The sequence below is a fragment of the Rhizobium sp. BE258 genome, assembly GCF_031457345.1.
In the GTDB taxonomy this organism is placed as follows: domain Bacteria; phylum Pseudomonadota; class Alphaproteobacteria; order Rhizobiales; family Rhizobiaceae; genus Rhizobium.
This window is the reverse complement of record NZ_JAVDWL010000001.1, coordinates 125,817-151,726: the sequence shown is the minus strand read 5'-3', so window position 1 is coordinate 151,726 and position 25,910 is coordinate 125,817. Positions and strand designations below refer to the sequence as shown.

The following is a 25,910-nucleotide window of genomic DNA, read 5'->3' as shown; positions in this document are numbered from 1 at the left end:
AGCTTCTGTTGTGCCGCCTATAATCCCGGGAGAGCTATTTTCGATCAACGGAGCCTTTGCCCACTCCGATGCATGCCAGAAAAGACAGTATCCCCGCCAGCATCCTGGCCTCGATCCGCAACAGGAAGAAGCGGCTTGACGCCGCCCTTGCCGAAGCGCGGCCGCGTGCCGAAGGCACATTGATCGCCTCCTACAACGTGCACAAATGCGTCGGCGCTGACCGGCGGTTCGACCCTGAGCGGACCAGCCGCGTCATCCACGAGATTGATGCCGACCTGATCGCGCTTCAGGAGGCCGACACGCGTTTCGGCGAGCGCACCGGCATTCTCGATCTTGCCCGTCTGGAGCGCGAGACCGGCCTTATCCCGGTGCCGATCACCGGCATGGCGAAGGCGCATGGCTGGCACGGCAATGTCGTGCTTTTCAAGAAAGGCCTGGTGCGCGACGTCCACCAGATCAAGCTCCCCGGCCTTGAGCCGCGCGGCGCGTTGGTGGCCGAAATCGAGCTGGAGCGTGGCGGGGCACTGCGCATCATCGCCGCGCATTTCGGCCTGCTGCGCCATTCGCGCGCCCGTCAGGCGCAGATGCTGGTCGAACTGATGGCCGACCGGCACGAGATGCCGACGATCCTGCTTGGCGATCTCAACGAATGGCGGCTCGGCGACCGCTCGTCGCTGAACAGCTTTCAATCGGCTTTCGGGCCGCAGCCGCCGGCTGTTCCAAGCTTCCCGGCGCGACTGCCGATCCTGGCGCTCGATCGCATCATCGCCAACCGCAAGGGCGTTCTGACGACGATTGAAGCGCATGATACGCCGCTGTCGCGCGTTGCCTCTGATCATCTGCCGATCAAGGCGGTGATCAATCTGCAGACGATAGAGAAACTGGCGAAGGCATAGATTCTGTCGCTATCGAATGATGTCAGCGCATCTGTTCAGCATAGATGAAATGACATCCCGGCTTTGCGGCGATGACCGCGTCGAGCGCGGCTGCGGCAATCCTTTCCGCCGGATTGAGATGAAACTTCTTCGGCAGGACCGGCGCCAGAAGCCGAACCACGGCGAGTGCCGCTCTCTCCGCCCGCCGCGTCTCGCTACGCTCTCCGCCGATCAGGCTCGGCCTGCAGATCGTCAGGGATCGAAAACCGATATTCCGGATGTCCCGCTCGACCTCGCCTTTCGTCCGCGAATAGAAATTCATGGACTTTTCCGATGCGCCAACGGCGCTGACGATGGCATAGGTTTTGACGCCGGCGTCAAACGCCGCTTGGCCGAACGCGACCGGTAATTCGTGGTCGACGTAGCGAAATGCTTCCTTCGAACCAGCCTTAGCTTGTGTTGTTCCGAGCGCGCACAGGATTGCGTCCGGCTGGTACGATATGGAGGTTTGAACAAGCGCCTCCAGACGCGGGGCAACGGGGTTCAACAACCGGTCGCGGGCAGGCAGCGGCGTTCTTGTCGGCGCGACGACTTCGGAGATCGCGGCGTTGGCAAGTGCCAACTCCAATGCCTTGTTGCCGACCAGTCCCGTTGCGCCAAGCAATAGCAGCTTCATCTTCAGCTCTTTCATAGGGTGAGATCACGCCGGCCTTGTCAGGCATAGAGAATGCCCTGGCCCCGGAAGCCGTCAAGCAATTCCCGGGGCTTATATGGCTTAGGCGTCCGGGCGGCCTTGAGCGGCGTACGTCACGGCTTCCCATTCACCCCAATTTTTCAGCCGCGCCTCGTAGACCGATTTGAATTTCACGATCGTTCCCGTGCCGAGCGCCAAGCGGAGCGGTGGCTGATCTGCGTCCACGGCCTGAAACAGTGCCGCACTTGTTGCTTCCGGATCGCCGAAGTCTTCCGGCTTGAACGAGGCGCGAATGGCCTGGCGTATCGGGTTGTAGATGTCGATCGCCGGTGCAGACCGGGCCGATGAGCCGAAGCCGGTGGTGAAGTGGCCCGGCTCAAGGATCGTGACCTTGATGCCGAATGCTGCGACTTCACCGGCCAATCCCTCTGAAATGGCTTCGACCGCAAATTTGGTTGCCGTATATGTCCCGCCGGTCGGAAAGCCGATGACGCCGCCGATGCTCGACACCGTTATGATGTGACCGCTGGCCTGCGCCCGCAGGATCGGCAAGGTGGCCTGCATCAGCCACAGCGTGCCGAACACGTTCGTTTCAAAATTGGCCTTGGCCTGCTCGGGCTCGATCTCCTCGATAGCCCCGAAATAGCCATAGCCGGCATTGCTCACAACGACGTCCAGACGCCCGAAGTGCCTGTGCGCGTTGCCGACCGCCTCGAATACCGCGCCGCGATCCGCAACATCGAGAGGCAGTACCAGAATTGCATTACCATGAGCTGCTGCGAGCTCTTCGAGCGATGTGATGTCTCGTGCGGTGGCAGCGACCTTGTCGCCGCGCCGCAGGGCGGCTTCAGCCCAGACACGCCCAAATCCTCGCGCCGCTCCGGTGATGAACCAAACTTTGGCCGATGTCATATTGCGCTTCTCCGTTGATATAATTGCACTGAGTGCAGAAAATAAATATCGCACTGAGTGCAAGTTTGGCAAGCGCCTTTTTTGCGGTAAGAGTTGTGGTCATGGAAACCGCTGACACCGCCCCCATCGGCTTGCGCGAAAGCAAACGCAGATCGACGCTCGACCGCATCGCAAAAGCAGGCCTGAAACTGTTCATGGAGAATGGCTACGAGGCCACCACGCTTGACGCGATCGCGGCGGCGTCGGGAATATCGCGCCGGACGTTCTTTTCTTATTTGAAGTCGAAGGAGGATGTTCTCCTGGCGCACGAGAGCGGCGGCATTCCCGACATGCTGCGCCCCACCTTTCTTGCGCAGTCACCGGACCAGCCGCCGCTGGAGGCTGCTCGCAAGACATTCCTGATTCTTGCTTCAAGATATGAAAGCAAGGAATCCATTCTCGCCGACCGGATCCTGCGCTCGACGGAAACGCTTCGGCTGCGCAAGGATGCGCTTCACATTCAGTTGGAGGACGTGCTGGCGGAGGCGATGTACGAATTATGGCCGGGTGAGGCAGGGCGGTCGGCACTGCGGCTGGCGGCGATCACCGCAATGGGAACACTTCGCTTCGCCAAGGAGAACTGGCGGCAGGCAAATGGCGCACATCCGCTCACGTACTATATCGATGAGGGTTTTGATCTTCTTCAGCGCCCACTCGATCTCGCATAAAGCGAGCCGCAAACGGAAAAGCCCGCCGCAAGCGGCGGGCCTTCCGGAGACCGGGTCTCTTCCCTGGGAGGAATTATTCGGCGGCCTGAAGAACCGGGACCGGCTCTTCGGTTGCCTGACCGGAAAGCGCTCGGGCCAGCATGCCTTCGTCCAGTTCGTTTTCCCAGCGGGCGACGACGACAGTTGCGACCGCGTTGCCGACGAAGTTGGTGAGGGCGCGGCATTCCGACATGAAGCGGTCGATGCCGAGGATCAGCGCCATGCCGGCCACTGGGACGGACGGGACGACAGAGAGTGTTGCCGCAAGCGTGATGAAGCCGGCGCCGGTGATGCCTGCGGCACCCTTGGAGCTCAGCATCGCGACGAGCAGCAGCAGGATCTGGTCGCCGAAGGTGAGCGGCGTGTCGGTTGCCTGGGCGATGAACAGGGCTGCCAGCGTCATGTAGATGTTGGTGCCGTCGAGGTTGAACGAATAGCCGGTCGGGATGACCAGACCGACGACGGATCGCTTGCAGCCGGCCCGTTCCATCTTCTGCATTAGGCCGGGAAGGGCGGCTTCCGACGACGAGGTGCCGAGAACCAGCAGAAGCTCTTCCTTGATGTAGCGGATCAGCGCGAAGATCGAGAAGCCGTTGTACTTGGCAACAGCGCCGAGCACGACGATCACGAAGAGCAGTGACGTCAGGTAGAACGTGCCGATCAGGAAGGCGAGGTTGGCGATCGAGCCGATGCCGTATTTGCCGATGGTGAAGGCCATGGCGCCGAACGCGCCGATCGGTGCTGCCTTCATCAGGATGGCGACAAGGCGGAAGATCGGTGCAGTCAACGCGTTCAGGAAGTCGAGAACTGGCTTGCCGCGATCGCCGACCATGCCGAGCGCGATACCGAAGAGCACCGAGAAGAACAGCACCTGCAGGATGTCGCCCTGGGCGAAGGCGCCGACGATCGTGTCCGGAATGATGTTCATCAGGAAGCCGGTGATGGTCGCGTCATGCGCCTTGCTGGCATAGCTGGAGACGGCATTCGCATCGAGCGAGGCGGCGGAAATATGCATTCCGGCGCCCGGCTGCAGAACGTTGGCGATCAGCATGCCGACGGCGAGCGCCAGCGTCGAGAAGACGAGGAAGTAGATCATCGCCTTGCCGGCAACGCGTCCGACCTTTTTCAGATCGGACATTCCGGCAATGCCGGTCGCGACCGTCAGGAAAATAACCGGGGCGATGATCATCTTCACGAGCTTGATGAAGGCATCGCCGAGCGGCTTCAGCGCCGTACCGGTATCCGGATAGAAGTGGCCGAGCAGGATGCCGGCGACAATGGCGGCGATCACCTGTACGTAAAGATGCCGGTAGAACGGCAGAGGCGCACGCGGCTGCGTGTCTTGGTGTGCAATGTCCATGATATCCTCCATGAAGCCCCAACCAAGGATTTGGCTCTCCCGGGGCGAATTGCGTTTCGTCGCAGAACGATCAGCAATCGGCGTGCCAGACTCGGAAATTCTGACTAAGGCATTGATTTATTTTGAGACTATACATTGGTCTGCAAGTCGTCTGATGCGGAATGTGCGTAAATCCGCACGGATTATATTGAATGAAGTGCGGTTTTGTGCTCAATATTGGCGATGGCCATAGCCGTTCCATCCGCGGAAGACGCGCGCCTTCGCCTCGGCATTCGCCGGACGTGGGTCGTCTTTGCGCTGATATCGGCGCTGATCGCGGCTGCCGCACTGACCACTGCGGCGATCTATGGGCGCTCTGCAGCACTTTCGGCGCTGCAACAGCAGGGCCGCACCGATGCCAATCTGAAGGTTGCCCTGCTTCAGGCCGTTCTGGAACGGCCGCGTGCGCTGCCCCTTCTGCTGTCGCGTGACCGCGATGTGGAGGACGCGCTGACCCAGTCCGGTCAGGAAAAGAAGGATGCGTTGAGCGGCAAGCTGGAAGATCTGGTCAAGGGCACCAATGCCGCCGTCATCTACGTGGTCAACGCGGATGGTATCGCGGTTTCGGCCAGCAACTGGCACGAAGCGACGAGTTTCGTCGGAAACGACTATACGTTCCGCAGCTATTTCACCCGCGGCATGCGGGAGGGGATGGCCGAGCATTTTGCGCTCGGCTCCGTCAGCAAGCGCCCCGGGCTCTATATCTCGCACCGTATCGGGCCTGCATCGGCTCCGCTTGGCGTCGTTGTCGTCAAGATGGAGTTCGATCAGCTGGAGAGCGATTGGAGCGACACGCAGCGTCCGGCCTTCGTGGTCGATCAGAACAACGTGGTGCTGATCACCAGCGTGCCCTCCTGGCGGTTCATGACGTCGGAAGCGCTTGCTGCCGATAGCCTGCTTTCGATCCGCGAGAGCCTGCAGTTCGGCGATGCGCCGCTTTTGCCTCTGCCTTTCCGGCCGGTGAAGGCGCTGGGAGCCGACGCGCTGCTGATCCGCGCCATCCTTCCGGGTGGCCGGGCCGCGACCTATCTCAAGATCATAGCGCCTGTGCCTTCGACGAACTGGACGTTTCAGTATCTGTTGCCGGTCGAATTGCCGGTGGCTGCGGCCGTGCGCGAGGCCCTGCTGGTGACGGCGCTGGCGCTTTTGACCGTGATTGCCATTGCCGCCATCTGGCTGCGCCGCAGGGATGTGGCGCTGATGACCATCGTGCGCGAGCAGCTGGCGCGCGAAGAGCTGGAGCAGCGTGTTGCCGAGCGGACGCGTGATCTCAGCCGGACGCGCGATAGCCTCGAGGCCGAGATCACCCGTCACCGGGCGACCGATGCGCGGCTGCAGAGCGTGCAGCAGGATCTGGTCAATGCCAACCGGCTGGCGATCCTCGGCCAGATCGCGGCCGGTGTCGCCCATGAGATCAATCAGCCGGTCGCGACGATCCGCGCCTATGCCGACAATTCCGCGGTCTATCTCAAGCGCCAGCAGACCGAACCGGTTGCGGAGAACCTTGCGCTGATTGCCGGACTGACGGAGCGGATCGGGACCATCACCGAGGATCTGAAGGCACTCGCCCGGCGCGGACGAACGGCGCCCGAAGCGGTTGGCGTCGAGGAGATGATAGACGGCGCGCTGATGTTGCTGCGCAGCCGTTTCACCGGCCGGCTTGAGATGCTGACCGTCGAGCCTGTCCCTGAAGGCCTGCAGGTCATGGGCACCCGGCTGCGGCTGGAGCAGGTGTTCATCAACCTGTTTCAGAATGCGCTGGAAGCCGTGGAGGCGCGCGATGGCGGCCGGGTGACGGTTTCGGCAGGTGTTTCCGGCGACGGCGTTGCCATTTCGGTCGCCGATAACGGTCCGGGCATTGCCCCCGATATTCTCGAAGCCCTGTTCGAACCCTTTAATTCCTCCAAGGAAAAAGGCCTCGGCCTCGGCCTGGTGATCTCCAAGGACATTGTCTCCGACTATGGCGGCAGCATCGATGTCGAGAGCGGGGCCGACGGCACCCGCTTCATCGTCCATCTGAAGGAGGTTTCCGCATGAGCAAGGCAGCCCCGGTCATTCTCGTTGACGACGACAAGGATCTGTTGCGCGCCACCGGGCAGACGCTCGATCTCGGCGGCTTCGACGTCACGCTTTGCACGTCGGCGATGGAAGCGCTCGGCAAGCTCGACCGCACATTTCCGGGCGTGCTGGTGTCGGACATCCGCATGCCTGGCCTCGATGGATTGCAGATGTTCGAGCGCATCCGCCAGCTCGACGCCGAGCTACCCGTTATCCTGATGACCGGCCACGGAGATATCCAGATGGCCGTCAAGGCGATCCAGGACGGTGCCTATGATTTCATTGCAAAGCCGTTTGCCACCGAGCGGCTGATTCAATGCGTACGGCGTGCGGCCGAAAAGCGGGCGCTGGTGATCGAAAACCGCAATCTCCGCGAAGCCGCGCAGCAGGCCGACCCGGGCATGCCTCTGATTGGGCAGACCCCTGTGATGGAGCGCCTGCGCCATATGCTGCGCCAGATCGCCGATACCGATGTCGATGTGCTTGTCACCGGCGAAACCGGCAGTGGCAAGGAGGTTGTGGCGAGCCTGCTGCATGGTTGGAGCCGCCGTTCGAAAGGCAATTTCGTGGCGCTGAACTGCGGCGCGCTTCCCGAACAGATCATCGAGAGCGAGCTTTTCGGCCACGAGCCCGGCGCGTTTACCGGCGCGCAGAAGAAACGCGTCGGGCGGATCGAGCATTCGAGCGGCGGTACGCTGTTTCTCGATGAGATCGAGAGCATGCCGCTGTCGACGCAGGTGCAGATGCTGCGTGTTCTGGAGATGCGCCAGGTGACGCCGCTCGGAACGAACGAGGTGCGCCCCGTCGATCTGCGCATCGTTGCGGCGGCGAAGGTCGATCTCGGCGATCCCGGACAACGCCAGAGTTTTCGGGAAGATCTCTATTACCGTCTGAACGTGGTGACGCTGGCGATCCCGCCGCTTCGCGAGCGGCGCGACGATATTCCGCTGCTTTTCAGCTATTTTGCCGAGCGGGCGGCCCGCCGCTTCCATCGCGATGTGCCGCAGATCACCGCAACCGTCAGCCGCCATCTGCGGGATCATGACTGGCCGGGCAATGTCCGCGAACTCTCGCATTTCGCCGAGCGCACCGTCCTGGGCATGCAGCCCGCCGAGCCCGAACCGCCGAAGGCCGATCCCGGCGCTTCCAACGGCGTGCCGCTGCCCGAGCGGCTGGATCACTACGAAGCCGGGATCATTCGCGATACACTGATCTCGTTCGGTGGCAACGTGCAGCAGACGATCGCCGCCTTGGGCATCCCGAGAAAGACGTTTTATGACAAGATGCAGCGTCACGGGATCGTTCGCAGCGACTACGCCGACAAGCGGTGAACGGTTAAATCACCGTTAACTCCCATATACAACTACTTGGCTTCTACGCCGTTGCGGCTTTCCAGCCGGTAGCGGTGGCCAGGATAGATGAGGCGCGCGACGGACACGACGCCGCGTGAAGACCATGTCCGCCGGCGGATTGTCAGGCAGGGTTCGGACTTCAGGATCGTCAGCAGCTTGCATTCCCAAGGCTGCGGCATGACCGCCTCGACAATGTGTTCCGAGCCCGTCAGCGGTGCGACTTCCGAGAGGTAAGCGTTCGGCGTCTTGCTGCGGAAATCCTGAGTAAGGTAATCAGGGGCGGCATCCGGGTGGACGTGGCGGTCCTCGATCTGCACCGGGACGCCGTTTTCGCTGTGGACGACGAGTGAATGGAACACCGCCGAGCCGATCTCCAGACCCAATGCATCCGCCATTTCAGGCGATGCAGTCTCCTGCGCCAGCACGATAACCGCCGCTTCATGGGCGTGGCCGCGCTCGGCGATCTCCTCGGCGATGTTGCGCACTTCGAAGAGGGCGGAGACGCCCTTGCGTTCGGCAACGAACGAACCGACGCCTTGAATACGCACCAGTTCGCCCTCGCTGGCAAGCTCGCGAAGCGCCCGGTTGGCGGTCATCTTGCTGACGCCGAGTTCGACAACTAGCTCGTTTTCCGACGGTACGCGGTATTTGGGCGGCCACTCGCCGCTGTGAATCCTGTCGAGAATGATCTGCTTGACGCCCGCATAAAGCGGGGTCGCGTCATTCTCGGCCAATTCCCGCTTCATTTCACCGGCACGTTTCATTGCCTAATCCCTTGGCATCGACAGCAATTGCCGCAAAACTCAACTTTCCATCTTGCATATCACAAAATTATTCATATGGTACCCTATACAACCTTCGGCGAGATATGATCTTCGCAAAAGGCAAGCCGGCGGAGATCGGCAGGAAAGACGGTCAATCGAATTTCAGAGGAGTTTGGAACATGAAATTGCATAGCATCATCGTGTCTGGAGCGGTGGCAATCTCCGCTCTCGCAACGCCGGTTCTCGGCAAGGACTGGAAGACTGCGACGATTACCCTCGAGGGTGCCTACGCACCCTGGAACATGACGAATGCCGACGGCACGCTAGGCGGCTTCGAGCCGGAACTGGCCAAGGTGCTCTGCGAGCGCGCCAAGATCGAATGCAAGCTTGTCGCGTCCGACTGGGACGGCATGATCCCGGCGCTGAATGCCGGCAAATTCGATGTGATCATGGATGCGCTGTCGATCACCGAAGAGCGCAAGAAGATCATCGACTTCACCGTTCCCTATGCCGCGACGCCTGCCGCTTTCGCGACCGCCAAGGATAGCCCGCTGGCAAATGCCGCCGGTACCGGCGTGACGATCAAGATGACGCCCGGCCAGACCGGCGTGAAGGAAATCGATGCGCTGAAGGAAGCCTTCAAGGGCAAGACGATCGGCATCCAGGCCGCGACCGTCTATGCGAAGTTCGTCTATGACAACTTCGGCTCGATCGCCGAAATCCGCGAATACAAGACCGGCGCCGACCGCGATCTCGATCTGCAGAACGGCCGTATCGATCTCGGCTTCGACGACGCGGTCTATTTCAACAACGCATTCGCGTCGGCAAACGATACGCTTGCCTTCACCGGCCCGGAAATCGCCGGCTCGATCTGGGGCGAGGGCGAAGGTCTCGGCATCCGGAAGGAAGACACCGACCTGCGCGACAAGTTCAGCGAAGCCATCAAGTCCGCGCTGGCCGACGGTACCGTCAAGACCCTCTCGATGAAGTGGTTCAAGGTCGACGTCAGCCCGCAATAAGCAACCTTCGGGCTATCACCGATACGGTCTCCGGCACCTTGCCGGAGACGCCTGTGATAATCTCGACGCCTGAAGCTGCTATCGACGGGAACGGACGCAATGGGAACCTTGGGACTCTTGGGCTTCGGCTCGAACGGATGGGGCGCATTGTTGCTTGTTGCAACCTTGATGACGCTCGCCGTGACCGCGACTGCGCTGGCGATCGGCGCCGTACTCGGCACCATCATCGCCTCGACCAAACTCTCCGGCAATATGCTGCTGGTGACGCTCGGCAATATCTATACGACCGTGTTTCGCGGCGTGCCTGAATTGCTGATCATCTATTTGATCTATTTCGGCGGCTCGGCGGCGGTGACATCCGTCGGTCAATGGCTAGGCTACGAGGGCTTCCTCGGCCTGCCCTCCTTTGCCGCCGGCGCCCTTGCCGTCGGCATCATCTCCGGCGCCTATCAGGCGGAAGTCTATCGCGGCGCCTTTCTGGCGATCTCCAAGGGAGAGCTGGAAGCGGCCTCGGCGATCGGCATGCCGCGCGCGCTGCGCCTGCGGCGCGTCATCATTCCGCAGGTCCTGCGCTTCGCGATCCCCGGTCTCGGCAATGTCTGGCAGCTAAGCCTCAAGGATTCGGCGCTGATCTCCGTCACCGGTCTCGCCGAGCTGATGCGCACCAGCCAGGTGGCCGCAGGCTCGACGCGTCAGTATTTCCTGTTTTTCATCGCCGGCGGCCTTCTCTATCTGTTGCTCACCAGTCTCTCGGACCGGATCTTCAACACCGCCGAACGGCGCGCAAACCGCAGTATGCCTGCGTCGGCGATGGGGCAAGCGTGATGGATTTCGAATTTCTGTTCTCCACCATGGTGACGCTGCTGAAAGCAGTGCCGACGACGCTGATCCTGTTTTCGCTGTCGATCTTTTTCGGCGGCCTGCTGGCGCTCGTCATCGTCTCGCTTCGCGTCAGCGGCAATCCGTTGCTGGCCGGTTTCGCCAAGGGCTACATCTTCATCTTCCGCGGCTCCCCGCTGCTGATCCAGATGTTCCTGGTCTTTTACGGGCTTGGTCAGTTCGGCGTCATCCGCTACTCCTTCCTCTGGCCCTTCCTGCGCGAGCCAATGGTCTGCGCCGTGCTTTCGCTGGCGCTCTGCACGGCAGGCTACTCTGCGGAAATCTTCCGCAGCGGCATCCGCGCCGTCTCGCCAAAGGAAATCGAGGCGGCCCGCGCCATCGGCATGCCGCGCATGCTGATGATCCGGCGGATCATCGCGCCCATCGCCTTCCGTCATGCGCTGCCTGCCTATTCCACCGAGATCGTGCTGATGATGAAATCGACAGCGCTCGCAAGCCTCGTCACCGTCTGGGAAGTCACCGGCGTCGCGCAGCGGCTGATTTCGCAGACCTATCGCACCATGGAAGTCTTCCTGTGCGCCGCCATCATCTACCTGGTGCTGAACTTCATCATCCTGCAGGCCATGGCGCTGCTCGAATATTCACTCTCCAAACACCGCCGCGCCATCCCGCCGGCACTCAAGGCCTAAGGAGCAACCGCGATGCCCGGTGTGACACGCCTTTCCGTTCGCAACATCCGCAAGAGCTTCGGCACCCATGAGGTCCTGCGCGGCATTTCCCTTGAGGCCCAGGACGGCGATGTTATTTCGCTGCTCGGCGCTTCCGGCTCGGGAAAGTCGACCTTCCTGCGCTGTATCAATCTCCTGGAAACCGCGAGCGATGGCGAGATCTGGGTCGATGGCGAGCAAATCCGCATGGTGCACAAGAACGGCAGCAGCCGTCCTGCCAGCCAGAAGCAGGTCGACCACATCCGTTCCGAACTCGGCATGGTGTTCCAGAGCTTCAACCTCTGGTCTCACATGACCATCCTGCAGAATGTCATCGAGGGGCCGGTCCACGTTTTGAAGCGCCCGAAGGCCGAGTGTATTGCCGAGGCCGAGGCGCTTCTGGAAAAGGTCGGCATCGCCGACAAGCGCCATGCCTATCCGGCGCATCTTTCCGGCGGCCAGCAGCAGCGTGCCGCGATCGCTCGCGCCCTTGCCATGAAGCCAAAGGTCATGCTGTTCGATGAGCCGACATCGGCGCTCGATCCGGAATTGGTCGGCGAAGTGCTGCGCGTCATGCGCGCGCTGGCCGAGGAAGGCATGACGATGCTCGTCGTCACCCACGAGATGAGCTTTGCCCGCAACGTTTCCAACCGCGTCGTCTTCATGCGCGAAGGCCTGATCGAAAGCAGCGGCGCGCCCGACGATATGTTCGGCAGTGCGGCCACGCCGGCCTTCCGCCAGTTCATCGGCCATTTCGGAACCGGGCAATGACCATCGTCCTGCATGAACGTCTGTCGTGGCGCGATGTCGCCCGCGTTGGCGAGGGTGAAGCTCTGGCCTTGTCGGCCGCAGCACGCGACCGTGTCGCCCGCGCCAGACAGATCGTGGAGAGCATCGTCGAAAGCGGCGTCAGGGCTTATGGCATTAATACCGGGGTCGGCGCGTTGTCCGACACGGTCGTTGACCGCACCTCGCAGAGCCGCCTGTCGCGCAATATCATTCTGAGCCATGCCTGCGGTGTCGGTCCTCTGCTGGCGCCGCGCGAAGTGCGCGCGATCATCGCTGCGCAGATCGCCAATTTCGGCCACGGCCATTCCGGCGTGCGCCCTGAAATCCTCGAACATCTCACGGCATTCCTCGCGAAGGACTGCATTCCCGATGTGCCGTCCAGGGGATCGGCCGGATATCTCACCCACAACGCCCATTCGGCTCTAGTGCTGATCGGAGAGGGCCATGCAACCGTCGGCGGGCGGCGCATGACGGGGCGCGAGGCACTTCTCGCGATCGGGCTCGCGCCGCTTGTGCTTCAAGCCAAGGAAGGCCTGAGCCTCGTCAACGGAACGGCCTGCGCAACGGGCTTGTCTTCCGTTGCCCTGTCCCGCGCCGAACGGCTGCTCGATTGGGCCGACGCCGCCGCAGCGCTGACGCTCGAAGCTGTCGGCTGCCAGATAGCCGCTTTTGAGAAATCAGTGCTGTCGCTCCGTCCTTCCAAAGGTATTGCGAAGGTAGGCGGGCGCTTACGCTCCCGGTTAAAGGGCAGCGCGCTGGTCGACGCCGCCAAGGGCAAACGGACGCAGGACGCGCTCAGCCTCCGCTCGGTGCCCCACGCCCACGGCGCTGCGTGGGACGTGTTCGAGGAGACGGCCCGGATCGTCGATCAGGAGCTGGCTTCCGTGACCGACAACCCCGCGATCTCCGGGACGCCGGATCGTCCCGTGGTGTCCTCCGAAGCGCATGCCGTGGCGCCCGCCCTGGCGCAGGCCGCCGATGCTCTCGCAATCGCGATCGCGCAGATCGGCGCAATGAGCGAGCGGCGCGCGGACAGGCTGGTCAATCCGCTTGTCAGCGGGTTGCCGCCGTTTCTCGCCAGCGATGCCGGCAGCCATTCGGGCTTCATGATCGCGCAATATACCGCTGTGGCACTTGCCAACGAAAATCGCCGTCTCGCGGCACCCGCCTCGCTCGACGGCGGCATCACCTCCGGTTTGCAGGAGGACTTCCTGGCCCATCCGACGGCGGCGGCAAACAAGCTGCTCGCCATCATCGATAACGCCGAATATATCTTGGCCGTCGAACTGATGGCGGCAGCGCAGGCGCATGATTTCGTGGCCGTCAACGGTGCACGCGCCACCGGAACCGGCGCCATTCACGCGATGGTGCGCGGCGTTGCAGGCCATTACCATGACGACCGGCCGTTGCATGGCGATATCGAGGCGCTCCGAACCCTGATATCAACCCATCAGCCGGCCGAGTGAGAGAATGGACATGTCTGCAGAATTCGATGTCGCCGTCATCGGTCTTGGTGCCATGGGGAGTTCGGCCGCCGCCTTCGCGGCATCGCGCGGTGCCAAAGTCATCGGGCTCGAAGCCTATTTCCCGGCCCATGCGCTCAGCTCGTCGCATGGTGACAGCCGTCTCATCCGGCTCGGCTATTTCGAAGACCCGTCCTATGTGCCGCTGCTGCAGCGTGCCTATGAAAACTGGCGGGCGCTGGAAGCACAGCTGCGAACCGATATCCTGACCGTCACAGGCGTGCTGCAGATCGGCGCACCGGACAGCAAGATCGTCAGCGGAACGAAGGCATCCTGTGAGATGCATGGCCTGGCGCATCAGATCCTCGACAAGCAGGAGATGGCGCGGCGGTTTCCGGCCTTTGCCCTCGATGACGGCGAGATCGGGCTGCTCGATCCGCAGGGCGGTTATGTCAAGCCTGAAGCCGCGATCATGGGCTACCTGAAGCTGGCCGCCGAACACGGTGCTGCGCTGCATTTCGGCGAACCGGTGCTTTCGATCGACCAGAGCGGCAATGGCGTGACGATCGTCTCGGGCACCGCGACCTACCGCGCACGCAAGGTCATCGTTGCGACCGGCGCCTGGATCGCCGAGCTCGTGCCGCAACTGCGGTCGCGTGCCGTGCCGATCCGCCAGGTGGTGGCCTGGTATCAGCCATCCGATGGCTTCGTTGCCGAGCCGCAGCGCATGCCCTGCTTCCTGCGGGATGACGGCGAGGGCGGATCCTATTTCGGTTTTCCGAATATCGGCATCGACGGCGTCAAGGTCGGCCGTCACGCGCATTTCCGCGAGCCGATCGATCCGCGTGCTCCCAATCCGCCCGTCAACGAGGCCGATACCGCGCTTCTTGACAGCTTCGTCCTCAAGCGTCTGCCGCATGCGGCTTCGATGCGGGTGCGGGCGACGACCTGCCGCTACACGATGCTGCCGAGCGAGGACTTCCTGATCGATCATGTGCCGGGTGCGCCTGATGTCGTCGTCTCCTCCGCCTGCTCCGGCCACGGCTTCAAATTCACCAGCGTCATCGGCGAACTTCTGGCGGATCTCGCGCTGGAGGGCGGCAGCGCGCTGCCGCACGGCCTGTTCTCGTTTGCGCGGCACTTCCCGAACGGCTGAGGCACAAGATGCATCTTGTCTGCCTGGCAATGTATGTTACCCCGCCGCCGCTTGCCGCGGCGACCGCTGAACTCTGGGAGTTCCTGCGCGCATATCTCGCGCGCCCGGGTGTCTCAGGATTGCCGGATCGTCTGGATACCGATCTGGCCTATGACGAAGCCTGGCTTCGTCCCGACCTCCTGCTCTCGCAGACCTGCGGCTATCCCTATGTGACACAGCTACGGGGCAGGGTCCGCCTCGTCGCAACGCCAGTCTACAGCCATCCGGGCTGCGACGGGCCGCTGATGCGCAGCGTCATCGTCGTCAGACGCGACTCGGTTTTTGCTGCGATCGAAGATCTGCGTGGCGCAGTCGCGGCGATCAATAGCCCGACCAGCAATTCCGGCGCCAATCTCCTGCGCGCCGCCGTTACTCCTCTTGCCCGGGAGGGGCGCTTCTTTGCTGCCTTTATCGAGACGGGAAGCCATGGCGCCAGCATCGATGCGGTTGCCCAGGGCCGCGCCGATTGTGCGGCCATCGATTGCGTTACACTTGCAAATATCCAACGCTTCGACCGTGAGCGCGTGACTGAAATCCGGCAGCTTGCGCTCACGCCTGCCAGTCCCGGGTTGCCCTTCATCACGTCTGGCGGTGCAACCGACGAACAGGTTGAGCTGCTTCGTGAAGCGCTCATGGCCTCGATCCGCGCGCCATTTCTTGCGGTGGCGCGCGATACGATGGGGCTGGTCGATTTCGACATCCTGCCGGACGCCCGTTACGAAGTGCTGCTGACGCTTGCCAAGCAGGCCGAGGAATTCGGCTACCGCGATTTCGACAGGCTGAAATGAGCGCCGCCTTCCCGGCGGCGCGCTTCCTCAGCCGATCCTGTTGCCCGACGCCGCGTCGAAGATGTGAACGGCGCCTTTGGTGAGGGTCAGTGTCTGTTTGCTGCCGACATCGAACCATGGCCGTTCGCGAAGCACCACCGAGACGAGTTGATCGCCGAGCTTGAGCTCGATGAAGGCTTCGGAGCCGGTCGGCTCGATATTCTCGACGGTTGCGTGCAGGTCGCCTTCTGCCCCAAGGCCGATTTCTTCCGGCCGCTTGCCGATCAGCAGCTTCTGGCCTTCCTGAACAGCTGATGGCGCTGCAAGTCCCGACGGTTGGCCATTCTGCAGGATCAGTTTGCCGCCGGTGACGGTTGCCGGGAACAGGTTCATCGCCGGCGAGCCGATGAACTGGGCGACGAAGGCATTGGCCGGGCGGTCGTAGAGTTCCAGTGGCGTGCCGATCTGCTCGATGCGGCCCGCCTGCATGACGACGATCCGGTCGGCCATGGTCATTGCCTCCACCTGGTCGTGGGTGACGTAGACCATGGTGGTGCCGAGGCGGCGGTGCAGGCTCTTGATTTCGCCGCGCATCTGCACGCGCAGCTTGGCGTCGAGGTTCGACAGCGGTTCGTCGAAGAGGAAGACCTGCGGATTGCGGACGATGGAACGGCCCATCGCGACGCGCTGGCGCTGGCCGCCGGACAGTGCCTTCGGCTTGCGCTGCAGCAGGCTTTCCAGGCCGAGAATCTCGGCCGCTTCGCGGACCTTCTTTTCCTTCTCAGCCTTGCCGGCGCCCGCCAGCGTCAGCGAGAAGGCCATGTTTTCCTCGACGGTCATATGCGGGTAGAGCGCATAGTTCTGGAACACCATCGAGATGTCGCGGCTCTTCGGGGGTAGGGTGTTGACCACCTTGCCGCCGATCGAGATCGTTCCGCCCGAAATGTCCTCAAGACCGGCGATCATCCGCAGCAGCGTGGACTTGCCGCAACCCGACGGGCCGACCAGGACGACGAATTCGCCGTCACCGATCGCCGCATCGATCCCGTGAATGACCTCGGCGCTGCCGTAGCGCTTGACGACCTTGTCGATCGTGACACTTGCCATGGGGATCTCCTTACGCCGCGCCGATGTGGATGCGGGTGGCCGAGAGGGCTCCCTCGTGAATGATCAGTCCGGCCGATCCGCCGGCAAAGGTCTGGTCATTGGCTTCGACCGTGGTGCCGCCGACCGTAGCGGAAAGCTTGTCGCCCCTGGCCGAGAGCTTCATCGTAAAGCGCGTCTCGAATTCGACCTGGAGTGCGGTCGAGGCGAGCACCGTCTGCTTCTCATCCTTGCGGCAGACGATCTGCAGCTTGCCGTCGCGGGTAACCAGAGCCGCATAGTAGCGGCGCTGTCCCTCGGCGCGGATCGCCAGGCCGCCGTGATCGCCGAGATGCAGCATCAGGTCGGCCTCGATAGCATAATCGGTCCAGTCGCGCGTGCCCTGCAGGATCAATCCTTCACCGCGGTTCTGGCTGATGCGGAAGTCCTGCGGGAAGTTCTTCGAGAAGAAATGCACATTGCTGACCCAGGCGCGGCGCCAGAAGTCGCTGGCGCCTTCCGGACGCTTGAAGGTCACATCAGGGCAACCATCCCAGGTGAGCGCATCGACCAGGACCCGCCCGTTTGCTCGTCCCTGCGGTGCCGTCAACACCAGGCCGATTTCGGCGATCGGCTGGTGGCCGGTTGCGGGGACGGTCCATTCGAGCGCTGCCGAATTGCCGGGGTTGAGAAGCTTGCCGGAGGGCATGTCGATATCGACGAGGGCATCGCTGCCATCATAGTGGCGGATGCGGAGCTTCGCCTCGACGGAGCCGCTGTTTGCCGCTTCGGCGCGGATGGTTGCGCGCAGCGTCTGTCCGGCATGGATGCGCGGGCTGGCGACCAGATCGTAGGTGCGCATCTTGGTGACTTCGAGCGGCGTGAAGACCGGCGTGGTGGCCGCAGCCTCACGACCTTGGGCAAGCGCCTGGTAATCGATCGCCAGCGCCGATCCGGTTCCTGTCACCTTCAGCCCGTCAAGAGCGGTCTGGCCCGCCTGCGGACGGAAGCCCTGGACCGAGCCCGGCAGCGAGAAGTGGAATTTCGCGCCATTCTTCGGCGCCGGTTCGGCTGTCTGTCCGGCAAGCTTGCGACCGAGATTGGCCAGCCACAACGAGACGTCGGCGGCGTCGGCAATCGAGCGGCCGCCATCGGCGGTCGACATGTAGAGACGGTCGGCGACCGGGCCGCGCCAGTCGGGACCGGCATCGAGACCGTCGAGGCCGAGCATGATGCCGTGCAGGCAGCCGAGGTTGCCGGCGTTGCAATCGGTATCCCAACCGGAGGTGTTGACGATCATCTGGCCGCGCTGGAAGTCGTGCGGCGCATGCAACAGCGCCATGATCATCAGCGCGTGGTTGGGCACGACATGGCAATTGCCCGGATATTTGTCGTAACCGTAATTGTCCTCGATCTTCTGACGCGTCGCTTCCCAATCCTCGTTGCCCGATGTCCAGCCGCGGATATCGGCGATCAGCCTGGCGATCAGGCTGTCCTTCGGGATATGCGCAAGGCCGGTATCGAGCAGATGGTTCACATCCTTGCTGACGAAGGCCTCCGCCTCCATCGCAGCCCAGAGGACGGCGGCATTCACCGCTTCTCCGTCGTGACTGACGGAGCCTGCGGCGCGTGCCAGCTTGGCGGCCTGCGCCGGGTTGCCGGGGGAGACCAGCGCCCAGCCGTCGATGAAAATCTGCGCGCCGATCTGCTCGGCAACGGTGGCGCCGTTGACGGCGATCGAACCGGAGGCCGGCGCCGGAATGCCGCGCTGTAGGTTGAGCCAGGCGGTGTGTTCCGTCGAATTGCCGGCACCACCCCACCAGAGGATCGAACGTTCCTCGATGATGTAGTTCAGCCAGGCCTTGCCGATGTCTTCGGCCGACAGATCCGGCGAGATGCCGTAGTCGTCAAGCGCTCGCGGGAAGGTGAAGGTCCCGGCCACGTCGTCATCGGTGACGATCAGCGGATCGCCGAGGCGGTCATGGACGTAATAGGTGATCGGGCCGAGCTTTTCGAGAATGTCCTTGTAGCGCCAGTTCTCGAACGGGCGGCCGAGATAGACGCCGATCAGCTTGCCGAGAACGCCTGCATAGACGCGGTTGTTGTAGTCTGCGGGAATGGACATGCGAACTCCTTGATCAGCCCTTCACCGAACCGCCGGCCATTCCTTCGATGAAGTGGCGCTGCAGCAGGACGAAGAGGATTACGATGGGAAGAATGATGATGAGGGCGGCGGCCATGATCTCACCCCAGTCGGACGAGTATTGGCCGGAAAGCAGGAAGAACGAGACGACGGCCGTCAGCCTGTCCTGGCCCTGCAGGAACGTCGTGGCGATCAGGAACTCGTTCCAGGAATAGAGGCCGATGATCAGCGCCACCGTCAGGATCCCGGGCGAGACGATCGGCAGGAAGACGCGGCGGAACACCTGCCAATGCGTCGCCCCGTCGATCAGCGCTGCTTCCTCCAGCTCCTTGGGAACCGCAAGGAAGTAAGTCCGCAGCAGCATGATCGCGAAGGGCGAATAGACCGCCGTATAGATGAAGGCGACGGCGACAGGGTTGTTGATCAGCCCGAAGCGGGCAAAGCCGAAATAGAGCGGGAAGAGGAAGAGCTGGATCGGCGCGGTGGTGCTGGCCAAGAGATAGAAGGTCAGGATTTTCCAGCGCTTGATCTTCTGGCGGGCCAGAACATAGGCGGTCAGCGATCCGGTCGAGCAGACGAGGATGATCGTCAGGCCCGTCAGCACGGCGGAGTTCAGCAGCGTCTGGCCGAAATTCGCGTCCGTCCAGGCGCGGGTGAAATTGTCCCAGCGGATGACGGAGGGGAGCGCCAGCGGATTCTGGACGATCTCTGCCGATGGCTTCAATGCGTTGAGCACGGTCAGCGCGATGGGAAACAGGGTGACGATCAGCAGCACCGACAGGGTGATGTAGACGATCGCGAAGGTGAGGCGGCTTTCGGTGATGTTCATTGTTCGAACTCCGTCGCTTGGGCGCGGATGTAGAAGACGGTTGCGGCCAGGCCGAAGAGGCTGATCACCACCGAGATCGCTGCCGCCTTGCCGACAGCAAGGTCGTAGAAGGCCGAGCGATAGGCGAAGGTCGATAGCACTTCGGAGGAATAGGCCGGGCCGCCCTGGGTCAGGATGTAGACGAAGTCGAAGACCAGGAACGACCAGATGACGGTCATGATCATCATCAGCGTGATGGTCGGCATGATGCCTGGCAGGAGGACATAGCGGATGGTCTGGAAGAAGGTTGCACCCTCGATGCGCGACGCTTCGATCTGTTCGTTCGGCACCTGACGCAGGGCCGCGAAGAAGATGACGCAGAGGAAGCCCCACCAATGCCAGAGGTCGACGACCGCGATACCATAGAGCGCGCTCGACGTCTCGGTCAGAGGATTGGCGATATCGAGACCCATGCGCTGCAGAAGGCCGGTGATGCCGGTGACCGGCGAATAGATCATGCCCTGCCAGACACGGCCGGTGATCGCCGTGGCGATGATAACAGGCAGGAAATAGACGACCTGGAAGAAGTTCGAGCCGCGGCGCACGACCAGCATCATGGTGGCTGCCAGCAGGCCCATGGCGATCGGTACCGTCAGGAAGATAAGCGTCCAGATGATGTTGTTGGTCAACGCCGTCCAGAACACGCTGTCGTCCCAAAGGGCCTGGAAATTGTCGAGGCCGACGAACACGGGCGTGCTGATGCCGTCCCATTCGAAGAAGGCGAGAGCCACCGTGAGCAGCGCCGGTATGGCGATGATGACGACATTGATGATCAATGTCGGCAGGACGTAAAGTCGGTGCATTGCAGACCTTTCAAGGCAAACAGGCCACTCCCGCGCCGACGCGGCGCAGGCGAAGGTGAGGGCGCCGAAGCTGCGCCCTCACGGCCATTTTGATCAGCGGGCCGGGACCGCAGGCGCCTTTCCGGCCTTCATTTCCTTCTGGAAGGAAGCGTCCATCTTGGCGAGGAAGTCGGCGGTCGTTGTCTTCTTCAGCCAGACTTCCTCGATGCCGTTGATGACATAGCTGTCTGTCGCCGGCGGCAGGAAGGTCCAGGTCGTGTAGCCGTATTTGCCGTCGTTTACCGATGAGGAGAGGTTCTTCATCGTCTCGGTAAAGAGCGGCGTCACTTCGCTCGCCATCTTGACGTTGGAGATATCCTTCAGTGGAATGTTCCATTCGCCCTGCCAGGCCGAATTCATCGTCTCGTAGACTTCAGGCGAGAAGACATAGTTGATCGCCGCTGCCGCGCCATCCGGGTTCTTGGCCTTGGTGGCGATCGAGAAGGTGGAGCCGATGCCGAGCGGGAAGACCGGGTCGCCCGAAGCACTCGGGAAGCCGACGAAGCCCGCCTCGCTGCCTGCCTTCTTGCCGTAGGTATCGACATTCTGGAACTGCCAGGTGCCGGTCGGCATCATCCCGGCCTTGCCGGATGCCATGGCGTCTGCTGCCTGTTCGCTGCTCGTCACCGAGAAGTAATTCTTGCCGAAATAACCCTTCTGCCACCAGGAATTCAGCCGGTCGATCGATTTGACGAAGGGCTCGGCGGTCCAGGGCATTTCGCCGCGCAGCGCCTTGTTCAGGTTTTCGGGGCCGGCAACCGAGTTGAGCGCCAGTGTCACGAACCACTCGTTTGCGCCGCGCCAATCGGCATTGCCTGCCGCAAACGGAGTGATGCCGTCCTTCAGCATGGCGTCGGCGACGGTCTCGAGTTCGTCCAGCGTCTTCGGTGCCTGCCAGTTCTTCTGGGCAAACAGCGTCTTGTTGTAGAACAGGCCGACCGTTTCGTAGGTCTTTGGCAGGGCGTAGATCTTGCCGTTATACTCGCCCATCTTCAGGAAGACCGGCAGGATACGGTCCTGCCACTTGTACTTGGCGGCATAGTCATCCAGCGGCATCAGCTGGCCGGACTGGGCCATCGGCGCGACATAGCTCGGGCCTGCCGTATAGACGACATCAGGACCGTTGCCGGAGAGCATGGCAACGCGCAGCTGCTTGTCGAGTTCGTTGCCGCGATAGTCGATGACAAGGCTGTAATCGGGATTGGCCTTGGCGAAGGGCTCGACGATATCTTTCTGGATCAGCTTCTGTTGGTCCGGGGTCGCCTGTTCGTACCACCAAGAGACCTTCTCCTGCGCGATGGCGATATGCGACGTGCTGGCAATCAATGCGGTGGCGGCGAAAAGCTTCAGCCTGGTCATAATGTTTCCTCCCTGGTTTGATGCATGTGCTCCGGCTGTCCCTTGAAGGGGGCAACCGAGGCGCGGATGATGAGTTCGTATGGCATTTCTTCTGCCTGGCCGGGTTCGGAGGCCCCGTCTGCCAGCCGTTCGATCAGTTTCTCGGCGGCGCGGGCGCCGATCCGATCCTGAAACTGTGCGACTGTCGTCAGTGCCGGTGTCACCAGCGCTGCCGCCAGAATGTCGTCGAAACCGGCAACCGAAACGTCGCCGGGAACGGACAGGCCGTGGGCGGCGAGGCTCTGCATGGTGCCGATCGCCATCAGGTCGTTGGCCGCGATGATGGCGCTGACCGGACGGCCGCTTTCCAGCAGGCGGTCGGCGATCTCGCGCCCGCCCTCCAGCGTGAAATGCGCGGCTTCCAGCACGATCGGCGCGGCACCCATGGTCGCCATCGCCTCGAGATAGCCCTGCAGGCGGACCTGCTGCGGACCGCCGGGCGCTGCGATCATGGCGATCGACCGGTGGCCGAGGTTCAGAAGGTGCTTGGTCAGCGTCCGGGCGGCGGCGACGTTGTCGATGAACAGGTTGTCGATCGGCAGCGGGCCGCCGACCTTCCTGGAGACTTCGATACGGACGACGGGAACGCCCGTCTTGCCGAGCGGCGCGAGATCCCTGGCGCTGGTCTTGAAGAATACGCCGACCACGCCGTCGAAGCGGCCCTGCTGCGCGGCTAGGATCACCTGCCGCTCATTGTTCAGCTCGCCCTCGGTATCGATCGTCACCACTTCGTAGCCGGCGGCGCGCGCGACCTTCTGCACGGCAACGACGAGCGAGGGATAAAAGGGGTTCGCGAGATCCGGAACCACGCAGGCGATCACATAGGTCCGCTTGGTCCGCAGCGCCTGCGCAAACCGGTTCGGCTGATAGCCGAGTTCCAGGATTGCCGCCTCGATGCGTTCGGCGGTCTCAGGCGTAACCTTCTCACGGCCACCATTGAGGATCAGCGAGACGGTGGCTTGCGCAACGCCCGCTCTTTCGGCCACCTCCTTCTGCGTAATCCGCCGTCCCGTCACCTGAGATATCCATAATTGATACGTAGCAACAACTTATTGCTACGTATCAATTAGTCAATGGCGATATTTAAGTTCGCTGGAGCCCCCGTCCGCTTTAGCCTATCGCGGCGTCTTTAGCGGATGCGGATGCAAGCGCTATTTCAGAGGGTTGGAGGGGGCGCGGTCCCGGCAGAATTTCCGGCACGGGCGTCACGATAGATGTGGATTTCGCTTCGCTCGCCATTCATGATCCGGCCCAATGAAGGAGCAGGAGGACGACAGAATGGATTGGAATGGGCGCCGCGTGCTGGTGACGGGAGCTGGCAAGGGCATCGGCCGGGCGACGGCGGTGATGCTGGCAAAGCGCGGGGCAAAGGTCGTCGCTCTCAGCCGCAGTGCCGATGATCTGGCGAGCCTTGCCGCGGAGATCGCCTGCGAGACGATCTGCGCCGACCTTGCCGGGATCGGTGCGATTGAAGCGGCGGTCCGCCTGGCGCTTCCGGTCGATCTGCTCGTCAACTGCGCCGGAACGACCGTGCTGCAGAGCTTCGTGACCAGTGATCTCGCGGAATTCAACCGGGTGATGAACGTCAACACGGTCGCGCCGATGGTGCTGTCGCAGATCGTGGTGCGGGATTGGCTGGCCCGCGGCATCAAGGGCGCGATCGTCAACGTTTCCAGCGATGCGGCGCGGCGCGGTGTCGCCAATCACACCGCCTATTGCGCCTCGAAGGCAGCGCTCGATGCGATGACGCGGGTGATGGCAGCCGAGCTCGGCCCGTCAGGCATCAGGGTTAACAGCGTCAACCCGACGGTGACGCTGACGCCGATGGGCGAGCTTGCCTGGAGCGATCCGGCCAAGGCCGATCCGGTCAAGGCCCGCATTCCGCTTGGCCGGTTCCTCGATCCGGACGAGGTCGCCGAGGCGATCCTGTTTCTGCTCAGCGACGGTGCATCGATGGTCAACGGTGTGTCGCTGCCTGTCGATGGCGGTCTCGCGGTTTCCTAGGTGGCCGATTTGGCCGTCAGCCGTGCCTGCAGGATGACGACGACGAGCAGGAAAGCGCCGCGAATCACCGATTGCCAATAGGCAGACAGCGAGATCCAGCCGAGACCGTTCTCGAAATTCAACACGTTGAAGACCATGCCTAGCAGCAGCGCGCCTGCCAGCGTTGCCCCGACCGACCCGGATCCGCCGGTCAGGAGCGTGCCGCCGACGACGACCGAGGCGATGGCGAAAAGCTCCCAGCCGACGCCTTCGGTCGGCTGTCCCGCGCCGAACTGGGCAGCGAGGATCACGCCTGCAAGTCCGGCAAGCGCGCCCGAGAGAGCATAGATCGCAAACAGCGTGCGATTGACCTTCAGGCCCATCAGCGCGGCCGTGTGCTCGCCATCGCCGATCGCCAGAATATGGCGGCCGGAGGGGCGGCGTTCGAGGAAAATCCATCCGGCGATGTAAGCAGCGAGCGCGATCCAGGCTGGGATCGGAAAGCCGAGGAAATCGTCCTGGCCGATCGATACGAAAGCGGTGTCGTAGTCGACGGAGACCGATTGATTGTCAGCTAGCAGCAAGGCGGTGCCATAGGCGGCGAGCATAGCGGCCAGTGTGGCGATGAACGGCTGAATCCGCATCTTGGAGATGACGAAGCCGTTGAGCATGCCGACGAGCAGACCGGCGCCGACGCCCGCCACCAGCCCCGCCGCCCAGCCATAGGGCGAGGCGAGTGCGGAAACGACGCTTGCCAGCGCCGCAACCCCGCCGACGGAGAGATCGATGCCGCCGGTCATGATCACGAAGGCCATGCCGAGCGCGATCAGCGCGAACATCGAATTGTAGCGCAGGAAGCTCAGGATATTGAAGGGCGACAGGAAATTCTCGTAGCGCAGGGCGCCGAAGAGAATGAGCGCGGCCAGCGCGATCAGTACGCCGAGGCGGGCAAGGTCACCGGCGGATTTCGGGGCGAAGGGTTTGAAGAGGGCGGAAAGCATCTCGGTGTCCTCAGGTCTTGTCGGCGCGCTGCTGGATGAAGACGGCAATGACGATCAGTCCCGCTTTGACGATCAGCGCGGCGGCATCGGGCACGCCATTGGCAAGCAGCGTGTAGCGCACCAGCTGAATGACGAAGGCGCCAAGCAGCGTGCCGAAGATATTGGCCCGCCCGCCCGTCAGCAGCGATCCACCGACGGCGACGGCGGCAATCGCGTCAAGCTCCATGCCCATGCCGACCAGATTGGCGTCGCTGGCGGAGTTTCTGGCCACGACGATCAGCCCCGCGATACCGGCAAGCGCACCGCTGATCACATAAACCAGCGTCTTCACCCGCTTGACCGGAATGCCCGTCAGCCGCGCCGCCTTTTCGTTGCCGCCGACGGCGATGATCTGGCGGCCGATGACAGTGAAGCGGATCAGCGCATAGGCGAGGGCGGCAATGACGATCATCAGAGCCACCTGCGCCGGGATGCCGGCGAAATGGCCCATGGCAATCCATTGGAATGCCGGGTTCTTGAAGACCTGCAGATTGCCATTGGTCATCACCTGCGCGATGCCGCGCCCGGCGATGAACAGCACCAGGGTGGCGACGATCGGCTGGATCGAGAAATGCGTGACGAGAAAGCCGTTGAACCAACCAAACAGCATGGCGACGATGACCGGCACCACGAAAGCAAGGCCAACGGCAAGCGCGACGTTGTCGATCGGGAACAGGGTTCCCAGGAAGATCATCGGCGCGATGGCGCCCGATATTGCCATCAGCGAGCCGACCGAAAGATCGATGCCGCCGGTGGCGATCACCAGCGTCATGCCGGTTGCGACGATGACGATCGTGGCGACCTGGGTCAGATTGACGTTCAGCGTCTGCCACGAGAAGAAGTTCGGGGTGATCGCAATGTTGACGGCGATCAAGAGCAGGAATGCAGCTAAGGTGCCGTAGCGGCTGGCGATGCGAAGCGCTGACGCCTTCGACATGGTTGACGGCTTGATGGCGGTATCCGATATCGTCAT

At 62.4% G+C, this 25,910-nt stretch carries 24 protein-coding genes; 12 read left to right on the top strand and 12 right to left on the bottom strand.

The window, feature by feature from the left end:
- The first annotated feature begins 68 nt into the window (after positions 1-68).
- Complete coding sequence (locus tag J2X43_RS00845; RefSeq protein ID WP_112386705.1) at positions 69-896, top strand: endonuclease/exonuclease/phosphatase family protein; 828 nt, start codon at positions 69-71, stop codon at positions 894-896.
- 22 nt (positions 897-918) lie between these two features.
- Here the strand turns inward: J2X43_RS00845 and J2X43_RS00840 are convergent, their stop codons facing one another.
- Positions 919-1,551 carry an NAD-dependent dehydratase gene (locus tag J2X43_RS00840; RefSeq protein WP_112444406.1) on the bottom strand — a complete coding sequence of 211 codons (633 nt, stop codon included), beginning with the start codon at positions 1,549-1,551 and terminating at the stop codon, positions 919-921.
- Positions 1,552-1,650: 99 nt separating this feature from the next.
- Entirely contained in the window at positions 1,651-2,481 is an 831-nt protein-coding gene (locus tag J2X43_RS00835) for an SDR family NAD(P)-dependent oxidoreductase (protein WP_112386706.1), read from the bottom strand.
- 101 nt (positions 2,482-2,582) lie between these two features.
- Between J2X43_RS00835 and J2X43_RS00830 the strand changes: the two genes are divergently transcribed.
- On the top strand, positions 2,583-3,188 hold the full coding sequence (locus tag J2X43_RS00830) for a TetR/AcrR family transcriptional regulator (RefSeq protein WP_112386707.1): 606 nt from the start codon (positions 2,583-2,585) through the stop codon (positions 3,186-3,188).
- A 73-nt stretch (positions 3,189-3,261) separates the two neighbouring features.
- Here J2X43_RS00830 and J2X43_RS00825 read toward each other — a convergent pair whose 3' ends face one another.
- The gene (locus J2X43_RS00825; RefSeq protein WP_405049552.1) at positions 3,262-4,587 is read right to left on the bottom strand and encodes a dicarboxylate/amino acid:cation symporter; all 1,326 of its coding nucleotides are present in this window, start codon (positions 4,585-4,587) and stop codon (positions 3,262-3,264) included.
- 222 nt (positions 4,588-4,809) lie between these two features.
- Here J2X43_RS00825 and J2X43_RS00820 point away from each other — a divergent pair, with 222 nt between their 5' ends.
- Together J2X43_RS00820 and J2X43_RS00815 are read left to right on the top strand one after the other, a co-directional pair.
- Positions 4,810-6,663, top strand: a complete 1,854-nt coding sequence (locus J2X43_RS00820) for an ATP-binding protein (protein ID WP_310290109.1) — start codon at positions 4,810-4,812, stop codon at positions 6,661-6,663.
- A complete protein-coding gene (locus J2X43_RS00815; RefSeq protein ID WP_112538730.1) occupies positions 6,660-8,015 on the top strand; it encodes a sigma-54 dependent transcriptional regulator in 1,356 nt (451 codons plus the stop codon). Before J2X43_RS00820 ends, J2X43_RS00815 begins: the two co-directional genes overlap by 4 nt.
- Before the next feature lie 32 nt (positions 8,016-8,047).
- Here the strand turns inward: J2X43_RS00815 and hutC are convergent, their stop codons facing one another.
- Positions 8,048-8,800, bottom strand: coding sequence for a histidine utilization repressor (hutC, locus tag J2X43_RS00810; RefSeq protein ID WP_112386710.1), 753 nt, complete (start codon positions 8,798-8,800; stop codon positions 8,048-8,050).
- 179 nt (positions 8,801-8,979) lie between these two features.
- Between hutC and J2X43_RS00805 the strand changes: the two genes are divergently transcribed.
- The 7 genes from J2X43_RS00805 to J2X43_RS00775 all read left to right on the top strand — a co-directional run bounded on the left by J2X43_RS00805 (position 8,980) and on the right by J2X43_RS00775 (position 15,601).
- Positions 8,980-9,819: a transporter substrate-binding domain-containing protein gene (locus J2X43_RS00805; protein ID WP_112386756.1), complete on the top strand. Its 840-nt coding sequence runs from the start codon at positions 8,980-8,982 to the stop codon at positions 9,817-9,819.
- Positions 9,820-9,918: 99 nt separating this feature from the next.
- Complete coding sequence (locus J2X43_RS00800) at positions 9,919-10,644, top strand: ABC transporter permease (protein ID WP_112386711.1); 726 nt, start codon at positions 9,919-9,921, stop codon at positions 10,642-10,644.
- Positions 10,644-11,348, top strand: coding sequence for an ABC transporter permease (locus J2X43_RS00795; protein WP_112386712.1), 705 nt, complete (start codon positions 10,644-10,646; stop codon positions 11,346-11,348). The genes J2X43_RS00800 and J2X43_RS00795 overlap by 1 nt, the downstream gene beginning before the upstream one ends.
- A 12-nt stretch (positions 11,349-11,360) precedes the next feature.
- Positions 11,361-12,137 (top strand): ABC transporter ATP-binding protein, encoded by a 777-nt coding sequence (locus tag J2X43_RS00790; RefSeq protein WP_112386713.1) that lies wholly within the window; start codon positions 11,361-11,363, stop codon positions 12,135-12,137.
- Entirely contained in the window at positions 12,134-13,621 is a 1,488-nt protein-coding gene (gene hutH / locus J2X43_RS00785; RefSeq protein ID WP_112386714.1) for a histidine ammonia-lyase, read from the top strand. The genes J2X43_RS00790 and hutH overlap by 4 nt, the downstream gene beginning before the upstream one ends.
- Positions 13,622-13,631: 10 nt before the next feature.
- Positions 13,632-14,774: an N-methyl-L-tryptophan oxidase gene (gene solA, locus J2X43_RS00780; RefSeq protein WP_112386715.1), complete on the top strand. Its 1,143-nt coding sequence runs from the start codon at positions 13,632-13,634 to the stop codon at positions 14,772-14,774.
- Positions 14,775-14,782: 8 nt separating this feature from the next.
- Positions 14,783-15,601, top strand: a complete 819-nt coding sequence (locus J2X43_RS00775; protein WP_112386716.1) for a phosphate/phosphite/phosphonate ABC transporter substrate-binding protein — start codon at positions 14,783-14,785, stop codon at positions 15,599-15,601.
- Between the two features lie 27 nt (positions 15,602-15,628).
- Here the strand turns inward: J2X43_RS00775 and J2X43_RS00770 are convergent, their stop codons facing one another.
- The 6 genes from J2X43_RS00770 to J2X43_RS00745 all read right to left on the bottom strand — a co-directional run bounded on the left by J2X43_RS00770 (position 15,629) and on the right by J2X43_RS00745 (position 22,930).
- Complete coding sequence (locus J2X43_RS00770; protein WP_112386717.1) at positions 15,629-16,687, bottom strand: ABC transporter ATP-binding protein; 1,059 nt, start codon at positions 16,685-16,687, stop codon at positions 15,629-15,631.
- Positions 16,688-16,697: 10 nt separating this feature from the next.
- Positions 16,698-18,788 (bottom strand): ADP-ribosylglycohydrolase family protein, encoded by a 2,091-nt coding sequence (locus tag J2X43_RS00765; protein WP_112386718.1) that lies wholly within the window; start codon positions 18,786-18,788, stop codon positions 16,698-16,700.
- Between the two features lie 13 nt (positions 18,789-18,801).
- Positions 18,802-19,635: a carbohydrate ABC transporter permease gene (locus J2X43_RS00760; protein WP_112386719.1), complete on the bottom strand. Its 834-nt coding sequence runs from the start codon at positions 19,633-19,635 to the stop codon at positions 18,802-18,804.
- Complete coding sequence (locus J2X43_RS00755; protein WP_112386720.1) at positions 19,632-20,477, bottom strand: carbohydrate ABC transporter permease; 846 nt, start codon at positions 20,475-20,477, stop codon at positions 19,632-19,634. Before J2X43_RS00755 ends, J2X43_RS00760 begins: the two co-directional genes overlap by 4 nt.
- A gap of 93 nt (positions 20,478-20,570) precedes the next feature.
- Positions 20,571-21,875 carry an extracellular solute-binding protein gene (locus tag J2X43_RS00750; protein ID WP_112386721.1) on the bottom strand — a complete coding sequence of 435 codons (1,305 nt, stop codon included), beginning with the start codon at positions 21,873-21,875 and terminating at the stop codon, positions 20,571-20,573.
- Positions 21,872-22,930, bottom strand: a complete 1,059-nt coding sequence (locus J2X43_RS00745; protein ID WP_112386722.1) for a LacI family DNA-binding transcriptional regulator — start codon at positions 22,928-22,930, stop codon at positions 21,872-21,874. The genes J2X43_RS00750 and J2X43_RS00745 overlap by 4 nt, the downstream gene beginning before the upstream one ends.
- A 262-nt stretch (positions 22,931-23,192) precedes the next feature.
- On the opposite strand from J2X43_RS00745, the gene J2X43_RS00740 reads away from it, so the two are divergent.
- Positions 23,193-23,918: an SDR family oxidoreductase gene (locus tag J2X43_RS00740; protein WP_112386723.1), complete on the top strand. Its 726-nt coding sequence runs from the start codon at positions 23,193-23,195 to the stop codon at positions 23,916-23,918.
- Here the strand turns inward: J2X43_RS00740 and J2X43_RS00735 are convergent.
- Both J2X43_RS00735 and J2X43_RS00730 read right to left on the bottom strand, forming a co-directional pair.
- Complete coding sequence (locus tag J2X43_RS00735) at positions 23,915-24,898, bottom strand: ABC transporter permease (protein ID WP_112386724.1); 984 nt, start codon at positions 24,896-24,898, stop codon at positions 23,915-23,917. The two genes, J2X43_RS00740 and J2X43_RS00735, sit on opposite strands and share 4 nt — an antisense overlap.
- 10 nt (positions 24,899-24,908) lie before the next feature.
- Complete coding sequence (locus J2X43_RS00730) at positions 24,909-25,874, bottom strand: ABC transporter permease (protein WP_405049562.1); 966 nt, start codon at positions 25,872-25,874, stop codon at positions 24,909-24,911.
- Between the last annotated feature and the right edge of the window lie 36 nt (positions 25,875-25,910).